This window comes from Pseudescherichia sp. AS216, assembly GCF_037152055.1.
Lineage (GTDB): Bacteria > Pseudomonadota > Gammaproteobacteria > Enterobacterales > Enterobacteriaceae > Pseudescherichia.
Map to the genome: position 1 here is coordinate 504,592 of NZ_JBBCMV010000001.1, position 18,670 is coordinate 523,261.

Genomic DNA, 18,670 nt, shown 5'->3' on the forward strand with positions numbered 1-18,670 from the left:
ATTCAATAATTAAAAGTTCTTAGAATGTTTTTTCCGAGAGAAAAAATTTGATTAATGTATAAAACATGAACAATTTATTCTGCGAGCAATATTGTATAAGGGGAGCCCTAACAACCCCTTTGTTTCTTATATTAAAATCCATTTTTAGGTAAATGAAAATTTGTCTTCTCAAGATGACCAAACGTTCGCACTTTGAGCATCAAAGAAAAAAACCTCAAGGTTTTTTTTGCTTCTATTAAGGCTCATTCGTTTTGCCCTATTAATTATCTGCATATTAGACGGAGATCCTGGATCTCCATAAATCCCAATATAGAGTTGGCGTAATTTTCCAGTTTCAATTTTAGTAAGTATATGTTCATCATTGTCTGCTAACGAATGACCATATATAAATAAACAACCACTTATACTACTAAAACTGCGTAGAGCTTTTGCTAGATAATCATTATGTCTGATTTTTTCTAGCTTCTCTGAGCTTTTACCTTCTGAAACAAATATTGGGAAAAGATTTTTATTCAAAGCACCTCGAATCTGCTCTATCAATCTTATACTAGTATTGCTCCATGTGAATTTCCGCATTTCGTAACCAGCGTCATAAAGATGCAAAGCGCCATGTAAAAACCACAGGTTTTGATTTCTATTATTATCAGGTTCCCATGTGACGTATGAAGCATCATAATTATCTTCAGGTTTGCGAAATCCATCATCTGAACTTGGATGCTCTCCTTCCGATATATGCATACAAACCCAATAAAGTAATAAGTCATAATTAAGCGTATATGTAGTATTAAAGTTTTCTAAAAATGATTTACAGTGCTGATATTCTGATTCCGTAAGTTCACCTGGCCAGCCAGGATGGCTAACCGCAAGAGTTTGCACTAGTAATTCGCGTAAGGAGGAAGCATCATTTCTTAAAGTAGCTAATAAACTTTCATCGTTTGTATAGGCTCTAAGTGCTACTTCTGAATCAGAGAGAACCGAAATGACTTTTTCAAAATCTTCAGTTCTTAACTCTTTGAATACCTGAGTAATTGACGGTGAAAGATTTGAGAAATCAGCCTGTTCAAATAATTTGCCATAAAGAAAAATATTTGGGCGGCATGCTATACTAAATCCGTTTCCCAGTAACAAATGTCTTTTATTTTGGCTGCTAGAATTTAATATAGCTTCTTGAAATGATAACAAAGTCATCGTGATCCCTTAACATTTTAATTGCCCTAAAAGTATTAATGTGGTACGGATTCATTAATGCACTAATCGAGCTTTTTAGCAATATGTATAGGGAACTTATTAAATACAAATATCAGTAAGTTATTTATAAGTTATGTTAAAATATTGGATTTACCTTTGTTAAATTTGTGAATGTCAAAAGTTACAAGTAGTGAGACAAGCACAATCTATAGCATACATTGCTATGAATCAGGCTATCTTAAGATTTTAGCAAATGCTCAATGTCGTACTGGGTATCGCTTTAGCGCTAGTAGGCCGCTATACGTTTTGCTTAACAAAGCAGAACAAAGATACCTGTGTAAACATTTAGTCAGAATCGCCATCCCCAAAAAACAAAAAACCCATCAACCTTGAACCAAAGATGGCGGGGTTGATGGGCTCCACAAAATGGGGACATCAAAGAAAAGCAGTGGCACTAGTTATGACTGGCACTTCTATAAAAAGTTCGCGTAGTGCCAGAAATTTTTTTGCGCAACCGCCTATCTTCAGAGTTATCCGAGGCCAGGCCAGATAATGATGATCAGCGTCCCGGCCAGGGTAAGCAGCACGTTGGCGATGGCGTAGGTGCCCGCGTAGCCGAGCGCGGGGATGTTGCTCCGCGCGGTGTCGCTGATGATCTCCATTGCCGGGGCACAGGTACGGGCCCCCATCATCGCGCCGAAGAGCAGAGCGCGGTTCATGCGCAGCACGTACGCGCCGAACAGGAAGCAGATCACCACCGGCACCAGGCTCACCAGCAGCCCGGCCACCAGCATCTGTCCGCCCACCGCGCCCAGACCGTGGCCGATACCGCTCCCGGCGCTCAGGCCAACGCCCGCCATAAAGACCATCAGGCCAAACTCCTTCACCATGTTCAGCGCCCCCTGCGGGATGTAGCCAAAGGTCGGGTGGTTGGCACGCAGGAAACCGAGCATGATCCCGGCGAACAGCAGACCTGCCGCGTTGCCGATGCCAAAACTAAATGAGCTGAACTGGAAGGTTATCATGCCGATCATCAGGCCGACGATAAAGAAGGCACAGAACGCCAGTAGGTCGGTGACCTGGCTGTGGATCGAGATAAAGCCGATGCGGTCGGCGATGGTTTTCACCCGTCGCGCGTCGCCGCTGACCTGCAACACGTCGCCTTTGTTGAGCACGATGCTGTCGTCGATTGGCATCTCGATCTGGCTGCGGATCACCCGGTTTAAAAAGCAGCCGTGGTCGGTGAGCTTGAGCTGGGCGAGACGGCGGCCCACCACGTTGTGGTTCTTCACCACGATCTCTTCGGTGACGATGCGCATGTCGAGCAGGTCGCGGTCAAACACCTCTTTGCCGTTACGGAAGCTAGGGTCGAGACGGGCATGGGCGTCAGGGTAGCCCACCAGCGAAATCTCATCTCCCATCTGTAAAACCGCATCGCCGTCCGGGGTGGCCAGAATGCCGTTGCGGCGAATACGCTCGATGTAGCATCCGGTCTGACGGTAGATGCCCAGCTCGCGCAGGTTTTTACCGTCGGCCCAGGCCACCAGCTCCGGCCCCACGCGGTAGGCGCGGATCACCGGAAGGTACACTTTGCGGTTAGCGTCGGTGTCGAGGCCGCGCTCGCGGGCAATCTGCTGGGCGCTGGTCTGTAGATCCTGATGCTGTAGCTTCGGCATATAGCGCGCGCCGAAGATCAGGCTAACCAGGCCAATAAGGTAGGTCAGGGCGTAGCCGAGGCTCAGGTTATCGAGAGCGGAACTTAGCTGGTCACCGGCCATCCCGGAGTGGCGCAGGGTATCGCCCGCGCCCACCAGCACCGGCGTAGAGGTCATCGAGCCAGCCAGCATCCCGGCGGTGAGGCCAATATCCCAGCCAAACAGTTTGCCCAGCCCCAGCGCAATCAGCAGCGCGCTGGCAACCATCACCAGCGCCAGCATCAGGTAGTTTTTGCCGTCGCGAAAGAAAATCGAAAAAAAGTTCGGCCCGGCTTCTACGCCGACGCAAAAAATAAACAGCATAAAGCCGAGATTGAGGGCGTCAGTGTTAATGGCGAAATGCTGCTGGCCTAATAATAGCGAAACCACTAAAACGCCAATGGAATTACCGAGTTGTACTGAACCTAACCGTAATTTTCCCAGGCACAGGCCTAACGCCAGCACCACAAATAATAACAGTATGTAATTCCCATTTAACAAATCTGCGACGTTTATATTCACGGAGGCTAACTTCTTGTTTACTAGTAAGCTGTTGAAAGAAATAGTGATTTACGCTAATGTTTTCCTTAACTCAGCGGGCCTGAAGGTCGCGCTGCAGCAAAACAAAACAATAATCGCAAAACAGATCAGGCCGGTAGTTTAATCGTATTGATAAACAACGGCTAGCTAAGAATCGTGCATTCGCGTGGGTGCTTTTTGGGCAGGGATTGCCACACTGCTTTATCAAACCGGACGTTCCTTTGGGGCGAAGAAATGTTCGATAGAGACGATGTCAGGAGGATTATTTGAAGTCTAAACGTGGTTGGGCGGGCGCTTTTTGCTGCTTCCTGCTTTTTATTGTGGTCTACCTGTCACATATATTGAACGTGAGAGGGGCATTTCAGCAAGCTGGCCATCCTGAGCTGGGGCTGCTCTTTTTTATCATTCCCGGCGCGGTAGCCAGCTTTGTCTCGACAAAGCGTCGCGTGGTGCTGCCGGTAGTCGGGGCGATGCTGGGGGCAACGGTCTGCTTTGTGCTGATGCTGTTTTTTATCACGCCGATACGTTCAGTCTGGCAGGAGATGGCGTGGCTATTTAGCGCGGTGTTCTGGTGCGCGCTGGGGGCGCTCTGCTATCTCTTTATTCGCAGCCTGTTGGGAAGACGGGGGCGCAGCTAACGCCCCCTGGCGTGCTTACTGCTCGGCAAAGAGGCCCAGATGCGCTTTGGCATAGGCTTCAAAGTCGGTGCAGCCACCGATGTGCTTCTGATCGAGGAAGATCTGCGGCACGGTTTCAACCGGTTTGCCAACGGTCTTTTCCAGATCGGCTTTGGTGATCCCTTCCGCATGAATATCGACATAGCGATAGCTAAAGTCGTCACGCTCGGTGCTCAGTTTATCTGCAAGTTCTTTTGCGCGTACGCAGTAGGGACAGCCGGGGCGTCCAAAGATTACAGCAAACATACTCTCTCCTTAACGTTAAACCAGACAGCGACCAGGGCTATGATGCCGATTACCTCCGGTAATAGAAAGAAGGTTTTACCTGTCGTTTCGATGCCAAAAGGCTATGTTTCGCCAAACCAGGACGACGCGATAAATCCCGTTCATCCTGCGTCTCGCTGCGTGTATGATAGTGATGCGGCTGCGACACCGTTATTGTAGAGAGGTGCAGGGTGAAAATTGCCATATTGTCCCGGGATGGAACGCTCTATTCGTGTAAACGGCTGCGTGACGCGGCGGTACAGCGGGGCCACACCCTCGAGATCCTCGATCCGCTCTCCTGTTATATGAACATCAGCCCGGCAGCCTCCTCGATCCACTACCAGGGCCGCCAGCTCCCCTATTTTGATGCGGTGATCCCGCGCATTGGATCGGCCATTACCTTCTACGGCACGGCGGCGCTGCGTCAGTTTGAAATGCTCGGCAGCTATCCCCTCAACGAGTCCGTAGCCATCACCCGTGCCAGAGACAAGCTGCGCTCGCTGCAGCTGCTGGCGCGCCAGGGGATCGATCTGCCGATCACCGGCATTGCCCATTCGCCGGATGACACCAGCGATCTTATCGACATGGTCGGCGGCGCGCCGCTGGTGGTCAAGCTGGTCGAGGGAACCCAGGGTATCGGCGTCGTGCTGGCGGAGACGCGCCAGGCGGCAGAGAGCGTGATCGATGCCTTTCGCGGTCTCAATGCTCACATCCTGGTGCAGGAGTATATTAAAGAGGCGAAGGGGTGCGATATTCGCTGTCTCGTAGTAGGGGATGAGGTGGTGGCTGCTATCGAGCGGCGGGCGAAAGAGGGGGATTTCCGCTCTAACCTGCACCGCGGCGGCGTGGCAACGGAGGCCAACATCACCCTACGCGAGCGGGAGATCGCCCTGCTGGCGGCGCGCACGCTGGGGCTGGAGGTAGCCGGGGTCGATATTCTACGCGCCGATCGCGGGCCGCTGGTGATGGAAGTGAACGCCTCGCCGGGCCTGGAGGGCATCGAGAAGGCAACAGGGGTGGACATCGCCGGGCGGATGATCGCCTGGATCGAGCAGCAGGCCACCCCCGGCTTTTGTCTGAAAACGGGCGGCTAGGCGCTTTTCCGGCAGTATAAATGGTATACAGGGCGTTTTTTGCGTAAGCTATGCCCGCAAATTTTTTTACAGAGGTCACCCCCTATTATGGATTCACTCGTCGTACCCAGTCTGGACACCTTGCGTCATTGGCTTGACGAGCTGGGCATTAGTTTTTATGAGTGTGACACCTGCCAGGCGCTACACCTGCCGCATATGCAAAACTTTGACGGCATCTACGACGCCAAAATCGATCTGGTTGATGATATTGTTCTCTTCTCAGCGATGGCAGAGGTCAAGCCCACGGCGCTGCTGGCGCTGGCGGCCGATCTCTCTGCAATTAACGCCAGCTCGCTGACGATCAAAGCCTTCCTCGATATTCAGGATGATAATCTGCCGAAGCTGGTAGTGTGCCAGTCGCTGTTCGCCGCCCCTGGCGTGAATCTGAAGCAGTTTGCCTGGTTTATGCGTCACAGCGAGGAGCAGGTCTCCATGGTGATCCTCGAAGCCTGCGCGCAGCAGCTGCTGTTTAATACCGAGGAAGACGAGGCCGCTGTCGGTGAAACGGTGCGCAATTTTCTTCACTAAAGCCTGACGTCATTAGCGCAGTCGCTGCCATAGCGGCTGCATTCTTCCCCGCTTTTATTCTGCATTTTCTGCCTCCCACCAGTTTTATTCACCGCCATGATGGCGCTATCGGGCTATCGTATAGACAAATAGTGAATAAAAAATTGATAAAACCCGGTTTTTAACCTGACCTATAGCCTCTAACCCTGGCTACAGTTATTCTTGCGCTGCTTTAAAAAGCTTGCAGCGTCTGCCGGGTGGCGTCTCATACCCGATGCTGTGCAGAGTGATAAAGTATGCACGATTCTTGCATATCTTTAATGCGTACATTTAGTTCGTCTATTCACGAACTTTCCAGAAGGAATGAGATATGACCACCCTGAATAAAAAATGGTTGTCCGGTCTGGTAGCAGGCGCGCTGATGGCGGTCTCCGCCGGCACGCTGGCAGCCGAGCAGAAGACGCTGCACGTCTATAACTGGTCTGACTATATTGCCCCGGATACGGTGGCAAACTTTGAAAAAGAGACCGGTATTAAAGTTGTTTACGATGTGTTTGACTCCAATGAAGTGCTGGAAGGCAAACTCATGGCGGGCAGCACCGGCTTCGATCTGGTCGTCCCCTCCGCCAGCTTCCTGGAGCGCCAGCTGACCGCAGGCGTGTTCCAGCCGCTGGATAAGAGCAAGCTGCCGAACTGGAAAAACATGGATCCAGACGTGCTGAAGATGGTAGCCAAGCACGATCCTGAGAACAAATATGCGATGCCGTACCTGTGGGCAACCACCGGCATTGGCTATAACGTCGATAAGGTGAAGGCCGTACTGGGCGACGTGCCGGTGGACAGCTGGGATCTGGTTATGAAACCGGAGAACCTTGAGAAGCTGAAAAGCTGCGGCGTCTCCTTCCTCGATGCGCCGGAAGAGATCTTCGCCACCGTGCTGAACTATCTGGGTAAAGATCCCAACAGCAGCAAGGCAGATGACTATACCGGCGCGGCCACCGATCTGCTGCTGAAGCTGCGGCCAAATATCCGTTACTTCCACTCTTCCCAGTACATTAACGATCTGGCCAACGGCGATATCTGCGTGGCGATTGGCTGGGCAGGGGATGTCTGGCAGGCGGCGAACCGCGCAAAAGAGGCGAAAAACGGCGTTAACGTCTCCTATATCATTCCAAAAGAGGGGGCGCTGGCCTTCTTTGACGTCTTCGCCATGCCAAAAGATGCCAAAAACAAAGAGGAAGCCTATCAGTTCCTCAACTACCTGATGCGTCCGGACGTTATTGCCCACATCAGCGACCACGTCTTCTATGCTAACGGCAACAAGGCCTCCGTGCCGCTGATCAGCGCTGAAGTTCGCGATAACCCGGCGATTTTCCCACCGGCAGATGTCTTCGCCAAGCTCTTTACCCTGAAGGTGCAGGAGCCGAAAATCGATCGCGTGAGAACCCGCGCGTGGACCAAAGTGAAGAGCGGTAAATAAGACCCTCTCCGGTGGCGTTCGCGCCACCGGAGATCAGGCACCGTTTTAGTGCATTTGCACCTGTTTATCTGTATGCCGGAGAGCACCCCGTGAATGACGCAACCCCCCGCCCACAGGCGAAACCTCGTAAGGCGCTGACGCCGCTGCTGGAAATTCGTAACCTGACCAAATCGTTTGATGGTCAACACGCCGTGGATGACGTCAACCTGACTATCTACAAGGGTGAGATTTTTGCTCTGCTGGGCGCGTCCGGCTGTGGGAAATCGACCCTGCTGCGTATGCTGGCGGGCTTCGAGCAGCCCACCACCGGGCAGATTATGCTCGACGGCGTCGATCTGTCCCACGTGCCACCCTACCTGCGCCCCATCAACATGATGTTCCAGTCCTACGCGCTCTTCCCGCACATGACCGTAGAGCAGAACATCGCCTTCGGCCTGAAGCAGGACAAGCTGCCGAAGGCGGAGATAGCCAGCAGGGTCGCGGAGATGCTGGGCCTCGTGCACATGAGCGAGTTTGCTAAGCGCAAGCCGCACCAGCTCTCTGGCGGCCAGCGTCAGCGCGTGGCCCTGGCCCGCAGCCTGGCGAAGAGGCCGAAGCTGCTGCTGCTCGACGAGCCAATGGGCGCGCTGGACAAGAAGCTGCGCGACCGGATGCAGCTGGAAGTGGTCGATATTCTTGAGCGAGTGGGCGTGACCTGCGTGATGGTCACCCACGATCAGGAAGAGGCGATGACCATGGCCGGGCGTATCGCGATCATGAATCGAGGCAAGTTTGTGCAGATCGGCGAGCCGGAGGAGATCTACGAGCATCCGACCACCCGCTACAGCGCGGAATTTATCGGCTCGGTGAACGTCTTTGAAGGCGTGCTGAAGGAGCGCCAGGAGGATGGTCTGGTGATTGACTCGCCGGGGCTGATGCATCCCCTGAAGGTTGATGCCGACGCGTCGGTGGTGGACAACGTACCGGTCTACGTGGCCCTGCGCCCGGAGAAGATCATGCTCTGCGACGAGCCACCTGCCGACGGCTTCAACTTTGCCGTGGGAGAAGTGGTGCATATTGCCTATTTGGGCGATCTCTCTATCTACCACGTTCGCCTGAAGAGCGGACAGATGATCAGCGCCCAGCTGCAGAACGAGCATCGCTACCGCAAAGGCCAGCCGACGTGGGGCGACGAAGTCCGTCTCTGTTGGGATGCCGACAGCTGCGTTGTGCTAACGGTTTAAGGAGCGGTGATGAGCACATTAGAACCCCCGGCCCGCGTAGAAAAAACGTCCCGCTTTACCCTCTGGCTGGCGCGGATGCAGATGAAGCACGGGCGCAAGCTGGTGATCGCGCTGCCCTACATCTGGCTGTCGCTGCTGTTTTTATTGCCGTTTCTGATCGTCTTTAAAATCAGCCTGGCCGAAATGGCGCGAGCGATCCCGCCCTATACCGATCTGATGGAGTGGGCCGATGGCCAGCTCTCGATCACCCTTAACCTGGGGAATTTTCTCCAGCTCACGGACGATCCGCTCTACGTTGAGGCCTACCTGCAGTCGTTGCAGGTGGCGGGCATCTCGACGATCTGCTGCTTGCTGCTGGGCTACCCGCTGGCCTGGGCGGTGGCGCACAGCAAGCCGTCGACGCGCAACATCCTGCTGCTGCTGGTGATCCTGCCGTCGTGGACTTCGTTCCTGATCCGCGTCTATGCCTGGATGGGGATTTTAAAAAACAACGGCGTGCTGAATAACGTCCTGCTGTGGCTGGGGGTCATCGATCAGCCACTCACCATTCTGCACACCAACCTCGCGGTCTATATCGGCATTGTGTACGCCTATCTGCCGTTTATGGTGCTGCCGATCTATACCGCCCTGACGCGCATCGACTACTCGCTGGTGGAAGCCTCGCTGGATCTCGGTGCCCGCCCGCTGAAGACCTTCTTTAGCGTGATCGTGCCCCTGACTAAAGGCGGGATTATTGCGGGCTCGATGCTGGTGTTTATCCCGGCGGTGGGGGAGTTCGTGATCCCGGAGCTGCTCGGCGGCCCGGATAGCATCATGATTGGCCGCGTGCTGTGGCAGGAGTTCTTTAACAACCGTGACTGGCCGGTGGCCTCGGCGGTCGCCATTATCATGCTGCTGCTGCTGATCGTGCCGATCATGTGGTTCCATAAACATCAGAGCAAGGCGACGGGAGACCACGCATGAACAATTTACCGGTAGTGCGCTCTCCGTGGCGGATCCTGATCCTGGTTCTCGGGTTTACCTTCCTCTACGCGCCAATGCTGATGCTGGTGGTCTACTCGTTTAACAGCTCGAAGCTGGTGACGGTGTGGGCCGGGTGGTCTACCCGCTGGTATCGTGAGCTGTTCCATGACGATGCGATGATGAGCGCGGTAGGGCTGAGCCTGACCATTGCCGCCTGCGCGGCAACGATGGCGGTGATCCTCGGGACCATCGCCGCCGTAGTGATGGTGCGCTTCGGACGCTTTCGCGGCGCCAATGGCTTTGCCTTTATGATCACTGCCCCGCTGGTGATGCCCGACGTGATCACCGGCCTGTCGCTGCTGCTGCTGTTTGTCGCCCTGGCCCACGCCATTGGCTGGCCTGCGGATCGCGGGATGCTCACCATCTGGCTGGCGCATGTGACCTTCTGTACCGCCTACGTGGCGGTGGTGATCTCCTCCCGCCTGCGCGAGCTGGATCGCTCCATTGAGGAGGCGGCGATGGATCTCGGTGCTACGCCAGTGAAGGTCTTCTTTATCATCACCCTGCCGATGATCATGCCCGCGGTGATCTCCGGCTGGCTGCTGGCCTTTACCCTGTCGCTGGACGATCTGGTGATCGCCAGCTTTGTCTCCGGGCCGGGGGCCACAACGCTGCCGATGCTGGTCTTCTCCAGCGTACGCATGGGGGTAAATCCAGAGATCAACGCCCTGGCGTCGATTATCCTCGGCGTGGTGGGTATTGTTGGTTTTATCGCCTGGCTGTTGATGGCGCGTGCAGAAAAGCAGCGAACGCGCGATATCCAGCGTGCAAGGCAGGGCTGATCCCACTACTATTTGCTGAGGTCATGGGTCACTGATGCCGCGCCGGTCGCGGCATCGTTTCGCAGGGAAGGCTACGCCGTGGGATTTTTCAATAAAACGCAGCAGGGTCATGCGCGGCTAAACGTGCCGGCGCTGGTTCAGGTCGCGGCTATCGCTATTATTGCGATCCGCTGCCTCGACCTGCTGCTGCTGTTTAACCTGCTGGGGCTACGCGGGACGATGGACTTTATCCACCGCAGCGCCCAGACGTGGAACCTGACGCTGATTTTTCTCGGTAGCCTGCTGCTGCTGTTCCTCGAATTTCTCTGCGCCTTCTCGGTCATCAAAGGCCGCAACTGGGCGCGCTGGCTCTATCTCCTGACCCAGGTGGTGGCCGCAGGTTACCTGTGGGCGGCCTCGCTGGGTTACGGCTACCCGGAGCTGTTCAGCATTGCCGGTGGCTCGAAACGGGAAATTCTCCGCTCGCTGGTAATGCAAAAGCTGCCGGATATGCTGGTGCTTGGCCTGCTGTTTATCCCATCCCCCTGCAGACGCTTTTTCCGCTTCCAGTAACGGTGGTACAATCCCCGCCCCGCAAAAAAGAAGGTTTCTATCATGCAGTGCGCCCTTTATGACGCCGGTCGCTGTCGCTCCTGTCAATGGATCGACCAGCCGGTCCCGCAACAGCTTGCCACCAAGACGGCGAGCCTGCATGCGCTGCTGGACGGTCTGCCCGTCGCCGAGTGGTGCACGCCGGTCAGCGGGCCGGAGCAGGGGTTCCGTAACAAAGCCAAGATGGTGGTGAGCGGCAGCGTGGAGAAACCGCTGCTGGGGATGCTGCACCGCGACGGCTCGCCGGAGGATCTCACCGGCTGCCCGCTCTATCCGGCGTCGTTCTACCCGGTCTTCGCCGCCCTGAAGCCCTTTATTGCCCGGGCGGGCCTGACGCCCTATAACGTGGCGCGCAAACGCGGAGAGCTGAAGTACCTCCTGCTCACCGAGAGCCAGCTCGACGGCGGCCTGATGCTGCGCTTTGTGCTGCGTTCAGAGGCCAAGCTCGACCAGCTTCGCGCCGCGCTGCCTGCGCTGCAGGCCGAACTGCCGCAGCTGAAGGTGATCTCGGTAAATATCCAGCCGGTGCATATGGCGATTATGGAGGGGGAGCAGGAGATATGGCTCACCGACCAGCGGGCGCTGGCGGAGCGCTTTAACGGCGTGCCGCTGTGGATCCGCCCCCAGAGCTTCTTCCAGACCAACCCCAGCGTAGCGGCGAGCCTCTACGCCACCGCTCGCGACTGGGTGCGGGCGTTGCCGGTGACGCACATGTGGGATCTCTTCTGCGGCGTGGGCGGTTTTGGCCTGCACTGCGCGACGCCGGAGATGACGCTAACCGGAATTGAGATTGCTCCGGAGGCCATCGCCTGCGCGAAACAGTCTGCTGAAGAGCTGGGTCTGCATAATGTGCATTTTCAGGCGCTGGATTCCACCGCGTTCGCCACAGGGCAGGGGGCGGTGCCGGATCTGGTGGTGGTGAACCCGCCGAGGCGCGGCATCGGTAAGCCGCTGTGCGACTACCTGAGCGCAATGGCTCCGCAGTGGATTATTTACTCCAGCTGCAACGCTGAAACGATGGCGAAAGATATTCGCGCGCTGCCAGGATACCGCATCGAACGCGTGCAACTGTTCGATATGTTCCCGCATACGGCGCATTATGAGGTGTTAACGTTGTTGGTGCGGGAAGTAAAGTAGTCGAGTAGGCCGGGTAAGGCGGAGCCGCCACCCGGCGTAGGCAATTATACCGTGATTATTGCGGGAACCACCGATCGCTGATTTTCTGGTAGGTGCCGTCGGCTTTGATGGCCTTCAGGGCGGCATTCAGTTTTTCCAGCAGGGCTTTGTTATCCGGACGCACCGCGATACCCAGGCCGGTCCCGAAGTACTGCGCATCGGTCACTTTCGGCGTAGCGGTACCCAGCTGCGGGTTACTCTTCAGCCACTCGTTCACTACCGCAGTATCCCCGAATACGCCGTCGATACGGCCATTTTTCAGGTCGAGGATCGCGTTCTGGTAGCTGTCATAGGCCACGGTCTTCACTTCCGGGTGCTTATCCTGGAGGTACTTCTGGTGGGTCGTACCGTTCTCCATGCCGATGCGTTTGCCCTTCAGATCGTCAAATGATTTAAACGCGTCTTTCTTGGCGATCACCACCGCCGAGTTGGCGTAGTACGGGTCGGTAAAGGAGACCTGTTTGCTACGCTCTGGCGTAATGTCCATGCCGGAGATCACCGCGTCATACTTCTTGAACTTCAGGGCCGGGATCAGCGAGTCAAACGCGTGGTTGGTGAAGGTGCAGTCGGCCTGCATCTGCTTGCACAGTGCTTTCGCCAAATCGATATCAAAGCCTACGATCTGGTTGTTGGCATCCAGCGACTCAAATGGCGGATAGGTAGCAGACGCGCCAAAGCTGATTTTATCTGCTGCGCTGGCACCGGCGGCAAAGGTGGCGAGAATAGCGGCCAGAATTAACTTTTTCATTGTGGAACTCCTGTCTGTCAATCTTATCGTTTTCACCGTGTCTGCGGCATGGAATTACAATGCCATCTAATGCATTAGTATGCAATATTATTGATTAATTATATTTATTCGGGCGTAAAAAAGGCGGGTTGCCCCGCCTCTGTTGTGTTTTAACTGCGTCGTTCAAACGCCAGCGCCCGCCGCTCGATTAACCGCATCAGCAGCGTCAGCAAACCGTTGACTATCAGGTAGATAACCCCTGCCGCGCCGAAGACCATGACGTCGTAGGTGCGGCCATACAGCAGCTGTCCGTGGCCCATGACCTCCATCAGTGTGATGGTGTACGCCAGCGAGGTACTTTTGAATACCAGCACCACTTCGTTGGAGTAGGAGGAGAGGGCGCGCTTGAACGCATACGGCAGCAGGATCGCCAGCGTATCCTTCTTGCTCATCCCCAACGCGCCGCAGGATTGCCACTGCCCCTCCGGGATTGCCCGAATCGCGCCGTAGAAGAGCTGTGTGGTGTACGCGGCGCTGTTCAGCGACAGGGCGATCAGCGCACAGAGCCACGGCTCAGAGAGCAGGTGCCACAGCCACGGATAGGCCTGGATCGACGGAAACTGACCCGGCCCGTAGTAGATCAGGAAGATCTGCACCAGCAGCGGGGTACCGGTAAAGAGCGTGATATAGCCGCGCACGATCCACACCAGCCCCGGCGTTTTCAGCGTCAGAACGATGGTGAAAATCAGGGAGAGGATTAGCGCCACCACAATCGATGCCACGGTAAGCGTCAGACTGGTGTGCAGCCCCTTCATCAGTTCAGGTAAATACTCAAGCATCAGCCTGGCCTCCGTTCGAAACGTGTCGCGCGTTGGTCAATGCGTTTGAGAATGTACTGACTGAGAAGCGTAATCACCAGGTAGATGGCCGCCGCCACCAGAAACCAGGTAAACGGCTCCTGGGTACGGGTCGAAATACTGCGGGTTTGCAGCATGAGATCGTTAACGCTGATAAGCGATACCAGCGCCGTATCTTTCAGCAGCACCAGCCACTGATTGCCCAGCCCCGGCAGGGCGTGACGCCACATCTGCGGCATGACCAGCCGGAAGAAGATGGCGCTTTTAGACAGCCCCAGCGCCTGACCGGACTCCCACTGTCCCTGCGGCACGGCCTTCAGCGCCCCGCGTAGGGTCTGAGAAGCATACGCCGCGTACAGCAAGGAGAGGGCGATCACCCCGCACAGGAACGGGCTGACGTCGAAGTTTTCAATCTGCATCTGCACCGGGATCTGCACAAACCCCAAATTCAGGGTAAAGCCATCCGAGAGCACCAGCAGCAGCTGTGACGAGCCAAAATAGATAAAGAGCACCACCAGAATTTCCGGCAGGCCGCGCAGGATAGTCACCAGCCCCGATCCCAACCATGCAACAGGTCGCCACTTAGCGGACTCCCAAACGGCAAACAGCATGGCCAGCACCAGGCCAATGGCCAGCGCACAAACGGCAAGGCCGACGGTCATCCCGGCGGCGCTTGCTAAAGGAAAAAATTCATTCATCAAGGATTACTTCTGGAACCATTTTTTATAGATGGTCTCGTAAGTCCCATCCTTCTTCACTTTTTCCAGCGCGGTATTAAATTTCTGCTGCAGCTCGGTATTGCCCTGACGCACCGCAATGCCGAGACCCGTGCCGAAATACTCTTTATCCGTCACCTTCTCGCCGACCGCTGCCAGCTTGTCGTTGGCCTTCAGCCACTCGGTCACCACGGCGGTGTCGCCGAACACGGCGTCAATGCGGCCGTTCTGCAGATCCAGACGCGCGTTCTGGTAGCTGTCGTACGGTACGGTGGTGATTTCCGGATGCTTGTCGGTGATGAATTTCTGATGGGTGGTGCCGTTCTGCACGCCAACGCGTTTGCCTTTCAGCGCATCGATGTTGGCATATTTACCCTGCTGGCCGATAAACAGCGCCGAGTTGTCATAGTATGGGGTGGTGAACAGCACCTGCTTCTGACGTTCGGGGGTAATATCCATACCCGCCATCACCGCATCAAAGCGGCGGAACTTCAGGCTTGGGATCAGGCTATCAAACGCCTGGTTAGTGAACGTACAGGTCGCATCAATCTCTTTACACAGCGCGTTCGCCAGATCGACGTCGAAGCCAACGATTTTGTTATTGGCATCGGTGGATTCGAACGGAGGGTAGCTCGCTTCGGTGGCGAAACGAATGGTTTGGGCTGCTGTAGCAGAGAGGCTAACGCTGGCGAGCAGCGCGGCAATCAATACTTTTTTCATTGTCACTTCCCAAAAAAATATCAGTGAGATAAGTAGTTTTTAAACGCATCGGTCTGCGGTGCGGTAAAGGTGCTGGCATCGCCCTGTTCGACAATATACCCATTTTCCATATACACCACACGGCTGGCGGTTTTACGCGCCACTTCAACTTCGTGAGTCACAATAACCTGGGTAATTTTGGTCTGCGCCAGCTCGCGAATAATGCTGACGATCTGCGCGGTAATCTCGGGATCCAGCGCGGCCGTCGGCTCGTCAAACAGCAGCACCTGCGGCTCCATCATCAGCGCTCGGGCAATGGCCACGCGCTGCTGCTGGCCGCCGGAGAGGTGCAGCGGATAGCGATCGCTGTAGGGTTTCAGGCGCAGGCGCTCCAGCAGCTTATCGGCGCGGGCATGGGCCTGCTCTTTGCTCAGTCCCAGCACGCGGCAGGGCGCTTCAATCAGGTTCTGCACCACGGTCAGATGCGGCCAGAGGTTGTACTGCTGAAACACCATGCCGACGTTTTGCCGCAGCTCGCGGATCGCTTTATCAGAGGGCGTTTTGGCAAAATCGAAATTGTTACCCGCAATGCTCAGGGTGCCGGAGCGCGGCATCTCCAGCAGGTTAAGCACGCGCAGCAGCGAACTCTTGCCCGCGCCGCTTGGGCCGAGCAGTACCAGCGTCTCGCCCTCTGGGCAGTCGAGTGTGATATCAAACAGCGCCTGATGTGCGCCGTAGAAGCAGTTAATGCCGTTTAATTTAATACTCATCGAGGCAATCTGATAGCAATTGAGGCCGCAAATAGTAACGTTGACAGAATAGTTATGCAATATTTATGCGTTAAAACTTAACTACAGGCCATCTTCCACCTTAAAAATAGCACAAAATCGCGGAGGTCCGGCCTGTACAGAAGATTAGCGATGTTCGATTGACTGGCGCAGAGAGCCTGCCGGGGCGTGAACGCTGCCGCCGAGATAGCGCACGTCATCTACCGCCCAGCACTGACCTTGACGCACCATCAGTACCTCATCCAGCCAACGCTGGTTGCCCTGGGTCAACTCCACGCGCAGAGGAATATTGCGCGCGTCGGTATTAGGGATCGTTGAGGCGCTGGCGACCGTGGCCGTTTGGGCTGGTGTAGCGCGGCTGGAGAAGGGATCGGCACTCAGCAGGGCGCTATTGCGGCTGTCGCGGGAGGCGGCGGTCAGCATCGCGGCGAGGTCGTCGCTGAGGTAGGGACGCAGCGCCGTCAGATCGTTACTGCGGTGCTGGATGCGGTAGTCGTAAAACTGCTGCGCAACGGCATCAGGACCGCCTGCCACGCAGGGGCCGCTGCGCGTGCCGATATCCTTAAACGCGGGCGTCACGGGAGTGGTGCAAGCGGTGAGCACCAGCGCACAGGGCGCAATGACGGATAGAAAAGAGTAGCGCATAATGATTTCCTTATAAGCTAACGACATGTGTATAGTTTTATCAATCATAGCCCTGGCTGTTTGATTATGCATCGCTTGTGGCATCGAAGGTTAAAAAGGAGAGTAAAGATGCGGCTATTTCCCGCCCCTATGCCGCAGCCGGCGTGGCAACGATTCTGGCTGTTGGTGTTGGCCCTGCTGCTTACTGGTTGTGCAAGCAAGAAGAGCGAGATAAGTGACAAGGGCGTGGTGAAGAAGGTGAGCTATGAGCTGGATACCCAGCGTCGGGCTCAGGCGGCTTACCCACGCATAAAAGTGCTGGTGATCCACTACACGGCGGGCGATTTCGATACCTCTCTTACCACCCTGACGGATAAAGATGTCAGCGCCCACTACCTCATTCCCGAACATCCGCCGGTTCACAACGGCAAGCCGCGTATCTGGCAGCTGGTGCCCGAGGATCAGCTGGCGTGGCACGCCGGGGTGAGCTACTGGCGGGGCGCAACGCGCATCAATGATACCTCTATCGGCATTGAGCTGGAGAACCACGGCTGGCAGAAGATAGGCAGAGAGAAGGACTTTACCCCCTTTGCTCCGGATCAAATTGCCGCGCTGATCCCGCTGGCGAAGGATATCATTAATAGTTACAACATACTGCCAGCTAACGTCGTGGCACACTCCGACGTCGCCCCCCAGCGTAAAGTCGATCCCGGTCCGCTGTTTCCGTGGCGTGAGCTGGCCGCGCAGGGGATTGGTGCCTGGCCGGACGCCCAGCGCGTGACCTTCTACCTCAACGGGCGCGCGCCTTCGCAACGCGTCGATAGCGCAACTCTGCTGGATGTGCTCTACCGTTACGGCTATGAGGTGGTGCCGGGCATGACGTTAGCCCAGCAGAAGCGGGTGATTATGGCCTTCCAGATGCACTTCCGCCCGGCGCGCTATGACGGTGTCGCCGACGCGGAAACCCTGGCCATTGCCAATGCGCTGCTAGAGAAGTACGGTCAGGGCTAGCCAGCTTCGCCCGGCATGGCTAATACCGCTCCGGAAGACGTGCAACGTTGAGCAGCTTTCCTTTTTTGATCAGGATAAATTTTCCCTTACGCAGCTGCGAAAGGATGCGGAAAACAGAGCTGCGTGACAGGCAGGTATGCTTGCGAATATAGCTCTCAACCGGGGTGGTAATGCGAATATCGTAGGGCAGCTTCATCAGGTTAAGCAGCTGCCGCCTGACCATCAGGTACGCATCGCCAGAGGAGACCCAGCGATCCCTGAAAAGCAGCAGCTCCAGAAGCCAGTCCTGGATATGTGCCACCTCCTGCCAGAGATTATTTTGATCGATACATTGAAAAAATAAATCCCGCTCCACGCTTATGCCCTGGCAGCTATTTTGCGCGATCAGGGTATAGCTACCCTTCTGCTGAGAGAATAGTCCGCTCATCCCCATAATAAAGGGCGCGGAGGCGGTTCCCAGCCAGCTTTCGTCTGATTGTCTGACCACCGTAATTACGCCTCGGGTAACCAGCCAGAGTCGACCTTCATCGGCTATGCTTTTTCCTGCACACTCTCCCGAGGCCAGGCTAAAGGCGACGCCTTTCTCTTCCAGCGCGGATATGATTCTTTGGTAAGCGTGAAACGGACGGCGGGAAAGAATACCCGTGAGATTACTTTCAGGCGCAATGCTCATTTTTATACTCCCTGTTTGGATATTCCGAAAACCTGTAATTCATGCCGTTAATAAATTAAATCTTTTAGATATTAAACATGACACTTTATGGTGGTTAGGCAACCCAGGCAACATTAACGGCTAAGTCAATAAAAAACCTTTATTATCAGTGTGATATGACAGTCCCAAATGGAGCACTTTTTTCGTTTTTCTTTAAATAAAATATAATAAATAATTAGCGCAAACTTGGGATGGTTTAACTCTTTTCGCTTTTCAGTGCGCTGAAAGAGGGTGCCACTTATCCAGTAGGGGGATGCG

The 18,670-nt window shown here is 55.1% G+C and carries 20 protein-coding genes; 10 read left to right on the forward strand and 10 right to left on the reverse strand.

Annotated elements, in window-relative coordinates; translation table 11 throughout:
* Positions 1-168 precede the first annotated feature (168 nt).
* Together WFN61_RS02470 and WFN61_RS02475 are read right to left on the reverse strand one after the other, a co-directional pair.
* Positions 169-1,188, reverse strand: coding sequence for a DUF4917 family protein (locus tag WFN61_RS02470; protein WP_257757040.1), 1,020 nt, complete (start codon positions 1,186-1,188; stop codon positions 169-171).
* A gap of 530 nt (positions 1,189-1,718) precedes the next feature.
* On the reverse strand, positions 1,719-3,404 hold the full coding sequence (locus WFN61_RS02475) for an aspartate:alanine antiporter (RefSeq protein ID WP_144813130.1): 1,686 nt from the start codon (positions 3,402-3,404) through the stop codon (positions 1,719-1,721).
* Between the two features lie 284 nt (positions 3,405-3,688).
* On the opposite strand from WFN61_RS02475, the gene WFN61_RS02480 reads away from it, so the two are divergent.
* A complete protein-coding gene (locus tag WFN61_RS02480; RefSeq protein ID WP_144813126.1) occupies positions 3,689-4,060 on the forward strand; it encodes an inner membrane protein YbjM in 372 nt (123 codons plus the stop codon).
* A 15-nt stretch (positions 4,061-4,075) separates the two neighbouring features.
* On the opposite strand, the gene WFN61_RS02485 is transcribed toward WFN61_RS02480, so the two are convergent.
* On the reverse strand, positions 4,076-4,345 hold the full coding sequence (locus tag WFN61_RS02485; RefSeq protein ID WP_042395364.1) for a GrxA family glutaredoxin: 270 nt from the start codon (positions 4,343-4,345) through the stop codon (positions 4,076-4,078).
* A 209-nt stretch (positions 4,346-4,554) separates the two neighbouring features.
* On the opposite strand from WFN61_RS02485, the gene rimK reads away from it, so the two are divergent.
* The 8 genes from rimK to rlmC all read left to right on the forward strand — a co-directional run bounded on the left by rimK (position 4,555) and on the right by rlmC (position 12,239).
* Positions 4,555-5,457: a 30S ribosomal protein S6--L-glutamate ligase gene (gene rimK / locus WFN61_RS02490; protein ID WP_144813123.1), complete on the forward strand. Its 903-nt coding sequence runs from the start codon at positions 4,555-4,557 to the stop codon at positions 5,455-5,457.
* 87 nt (positions 5,458-5,544) lie between these two features.
* Positions 5,545-6,024, forward strand: a complete 480-nt coding sequence (locus WFN61_RS02495; protein WP_144813119.1) for a YbjN domain-containing protein — start codon at positions 5,545-5,547, stop codon at positions 6,022-6,024.
* 349 nt (positions 6,025-6,373) lie between these two features.
* The gene (potF, locus tag WFN61_RS02500; protein ID WP_222890012.1) at positions 6,374-7,483 is read left to right on the forward strand and encodes a spermidine/putrescine ABC transporter substrate-binding protein PotF; all 1,110 of its coding nucleotides are present in this window, start codon (positions 6,374-6,376) and stop codon (positions 7,481-7,483) included.
* A gap of 89 nt (positions 7,484-7,572) precedes the next feature.
* The gene (potG, locus tag WFN61_RS02505) at positions 7,573-8,706 is read left to right on the forward strand and encodes a putrescine ABC transporter ATP-binding subunit PotG (RefSeq protein ID WP_144813112.1); all 1,134 of its coding nucleotides are present in this window, start codon (positions 7,573-7,575) and stop codon (positions 8,704-8,706) included.
* 9 nt (positions 8,707-8,715) lie between these two features.
* Positions 8,716-9,669, forward strand: coding sequence for a putrescine ABC transporter permease PotH (potH, locus tag WFN61_RS02510; protein WP_222890013.1), 954 nt, complete (start codon positions 8,716-8,718; stop codon positions 9,667-9,669).
* The gene (potI, locus tag WFN61_RS02515) at positions 9,666-10,511 is read left to right on the forward strand and encodes a putrescine ABC transporter permease PotI (RefSeq protein WP_144813105.1); all 846 of its coding nucleotides are present in this window, start codon (positions 9,666-9,668) and stop codon (positions 10,509-10,511) included. The genes potH and potI overlap by 4 nt, the downstream gene beginning before the upstream one ends.
* A 78-nt stretch (positions 10,512-10,589) precedes the next feature.
* On the forward strand, positions 10,590-11,063 hold the full coding sequence (locus tag WFN61_RS02520; RefSeq protein ID WP_144814620.1) for a YbjO family protein: 474 nt from the start codon (positions 10,590-10,592) through the stop codon (positions 11,061-11,063).
* 42 nt (positions 11,064-11,105) lie between these two features.
* On the forward strand, positions 11,106-12,239 hold the full coding sequence (rlmC, locus tag WFN61_RS02525; protein ID WP_257757044.1) for a 23S rRNA (uracil(747)-C(5))-methyltransferase RlmC: 1,134 nt from the start codon (positions 11,106-11,108) through the stop codon (positions 12,237-12,239).
* Between the two features lie 55 nt (positions 12,240-12,294).
* Here rlmC and artJ read toward each other — a convergent pair whose 3' ends face one another.
* The 6 genes from artJ to WFN61_RS02555 form a co-directional block, all read right to left on the reverse strand.
* A complete protein-coding gene (gene artJ / locus WFN61_RS02530; protein ID WP_144813098.1) occupies positions 12,295-13,026 on the reverse strand; it encodes an arginine ABC transporter substrate-binding protein ArtJ in 732 nt (243 codons plus the stop codon).
* Between the two features lie 149 nt (positions 13,027-13,175).
* Positions 13,176-13,844, reverse strand: a complete 669-nt coding sequence (artM, locus tag WFN61_RS02535) for an arginine ABC transporter permease ArtM (RefSeq protein WP_042392357.1) — start codon at positions 13,842-13,844, stop codon at positions 13,176-13,178.
* Positions 13,844-14,560 (reverse strand): arginine ABC transporter permease ArtQ, encoded by a 717-nt coding sequence (gene artQ, locus WFN61_RS02540; RefSeq protein WP_042392358.1) that lies wholly within the window; start codon positions 14,558-14,560, stop codon positions 13,844-13,846. Before artQ ends, artM begins: the two co-directional genes overlap by 1 nt.
* A gap of 6 nt (positions 14,561-14,566) precedes the next feature.
* Positions 14,567-15,298, reverse strand: coding sequence for an arginine ABC transporter substrate-binding protein ArtI (gene artI, locus WFN61_RS02545; protein ID WP_144813096.1), 732 nt, complete (start codon positions 15,296-15,298; stop codon positions 14,567-14,569).
* A gap of 20 nt (positions 15,299-15,318) precedes the next feature.
* Positions 15,319-16,047 carry an arginine ABC transporter ATP-binding protein ArtP gene (gene artP / locus WFN61_RS02550; RefSeq protein ID WP_042392362.1) on the reverse strand — a complete coding sequence of 243 codons (729 nt, stop codon included), beginning with the start codon at positions 16,045-16,047 and terminating at the stop codon, positions 15,319-15,321.
* A 144-nt stretch (positions 16,048-16,191) separates the two neighbouring features.
* Positions 16,192-16,710 (reverse strand): lipoprotein, encoded by a 519-nt coding sequence (locus WFN61_RS02555; protein ID WP_144813090.1) that lies wholly within the window; start codon positions 16,708-16,710, stop codon positions 16,192-16,194.
* Positions 16,711-16,818: 108 nt separating this feature from the next.
* On the opposite strand from WFN61_RS02555, the gene WFN61_RS02560 reads away from it, so the two are divergent.
* Complete coding sequence (locus WFN61_RS02560; protein WP_286172098.1) at positions 16,819-17,700, forward strand: N-acetylmuramoyl-L-alanine amidase; 882 nt, start codon at positions 16,819-16,821, stop codon at positions 17,698-17,700.
* 19 nt (positions 17,701-17,719) lie between these two features.
* Here WFN61_RS02560 and WFN61_RS02565 read toward each other — a convergent pair whose 3' ends face one another.
* Entirely contained in the window at positions 17,720-18,373 is a 654-nt protein-coding gene (locus WFN61_RS02565; RefSeq protein ID WP_337037489.1) for a helix-turn-helix domain-containing protein, read from the reverse strand.
* Between the last annotated feature and the right edge of the window lie 297 nt (positions 18,374-18,670).

What these genes read in the sequence shown, in the direction of transcription:
- WFN61_RS02470 (WP_257757040.1), bottom strand. Translation starts at nt 1,188, where the DNA reads ATGACTTTGTTATCATTTCAAGAAGCTATATTAAATTCTAGCAGCCAA.
- WFN61_RS02485 (WP_042395364.1), bottom strand. Translation starts at nt 4,345, where the DNA reads ATGTTTGCTGTAATCTTTGGACGCCCCGGCTGTCCCTACTGCGTACGC.
- WFN61_RS02495 (WP_144813119.1), top strand. Translation starts at nt 5,545, where the DNA reads ATGGATTCACTCGTCGTACCCAGTCTGGACACCTTGCGTCATTGGCTT.
- potF (WP_222890012.1), top strand. Translation starts at nt 6,374, where the DNA reads ATGACCACCCTGAATAAAAAATGGTTGTCCGGTCTGGTAGCAGGCGCG.
- potH (WP_222890013.1), top strand. Translation starts at nt 8,716, where the DNA reads ATGAGCACATTAGAACCCCCGGCCCGCGTAGAAAAAACGTCCCGCTTT.
- potI (WP_144813105.1), top strand. Translation starts at nt 9,666, where the DNA reads ATGAACAATTTACCGGTAGTGCGCTCTCCGTGGCGGATCCTGATCCTG.
- rlmC (WP_257757044.1), top strand. Translation starts at nt 11,106, where the DNA reads ATGCAGTGCGCCCTTTATGACGCCGGTCGCTGTCGCTCCTGTCAATGG.
- artJ (WP_144813098.1), bottom strand. Translation starts at nt 13,026, where the DNA reads ATGAAAAAGTTAATTCTGGCCGCTATTCTCGCCACCTTTGCCGCCGGT.
- artM (WP_042392357.1), bottom strand. Translation starts at nt 13,844, where the DNA reads ATGCTTGAGTATTTACCTGAACTGATGAAGGGGCTGCACACCAGTCTG.
- artQ (WP_042392358.1), bottom strand. Translation starts at nt 14,560, where the DNA reads ATGAATGAATTTTTTCCTTTAGCAAGCGCCGCCGGGATGACCGTCGGC.
- artI (WP_144813096.1), bottom strand. Translation starts at nt 15,298, where the DNA reads ATGAAAAAAGTATTGATTGCCGCGCTGCTCGCCAGCGTTAGCCTCTCT.
- artP (WP_042392362.1), bottom strand. Translation starts at nt 16,047, where the DNA reads ATGAGTATTAAATTAAACGGCATTAACTGCTTCTACGGCGCACATCAG.
- WFN61_RS02555 (WP_144813090.1), bottom strand. Translation starts at nt 16,710, where the DNA reads ATGCGCTACTCTTTTCTATCCGTCATTGCGCCCTGTGCGCTGGTGCTC.
- WFN61_RS02560 (WP_286172098.1), top strand. Translation starts at nt 16,819, where the DNA reads ATGCGGCTATTTCCCGCCCCTATGCCGCAGCCGGCGTGGCAACGATTC.
- WFN61_RS02565 (WP_337037489.1), bottom strand. Translation starts at nt 18,373, where the DNA reads ATGAGCATTGCGCCTGAAAGTAATCTCACGGGTATTCTTTCCCGCCGT.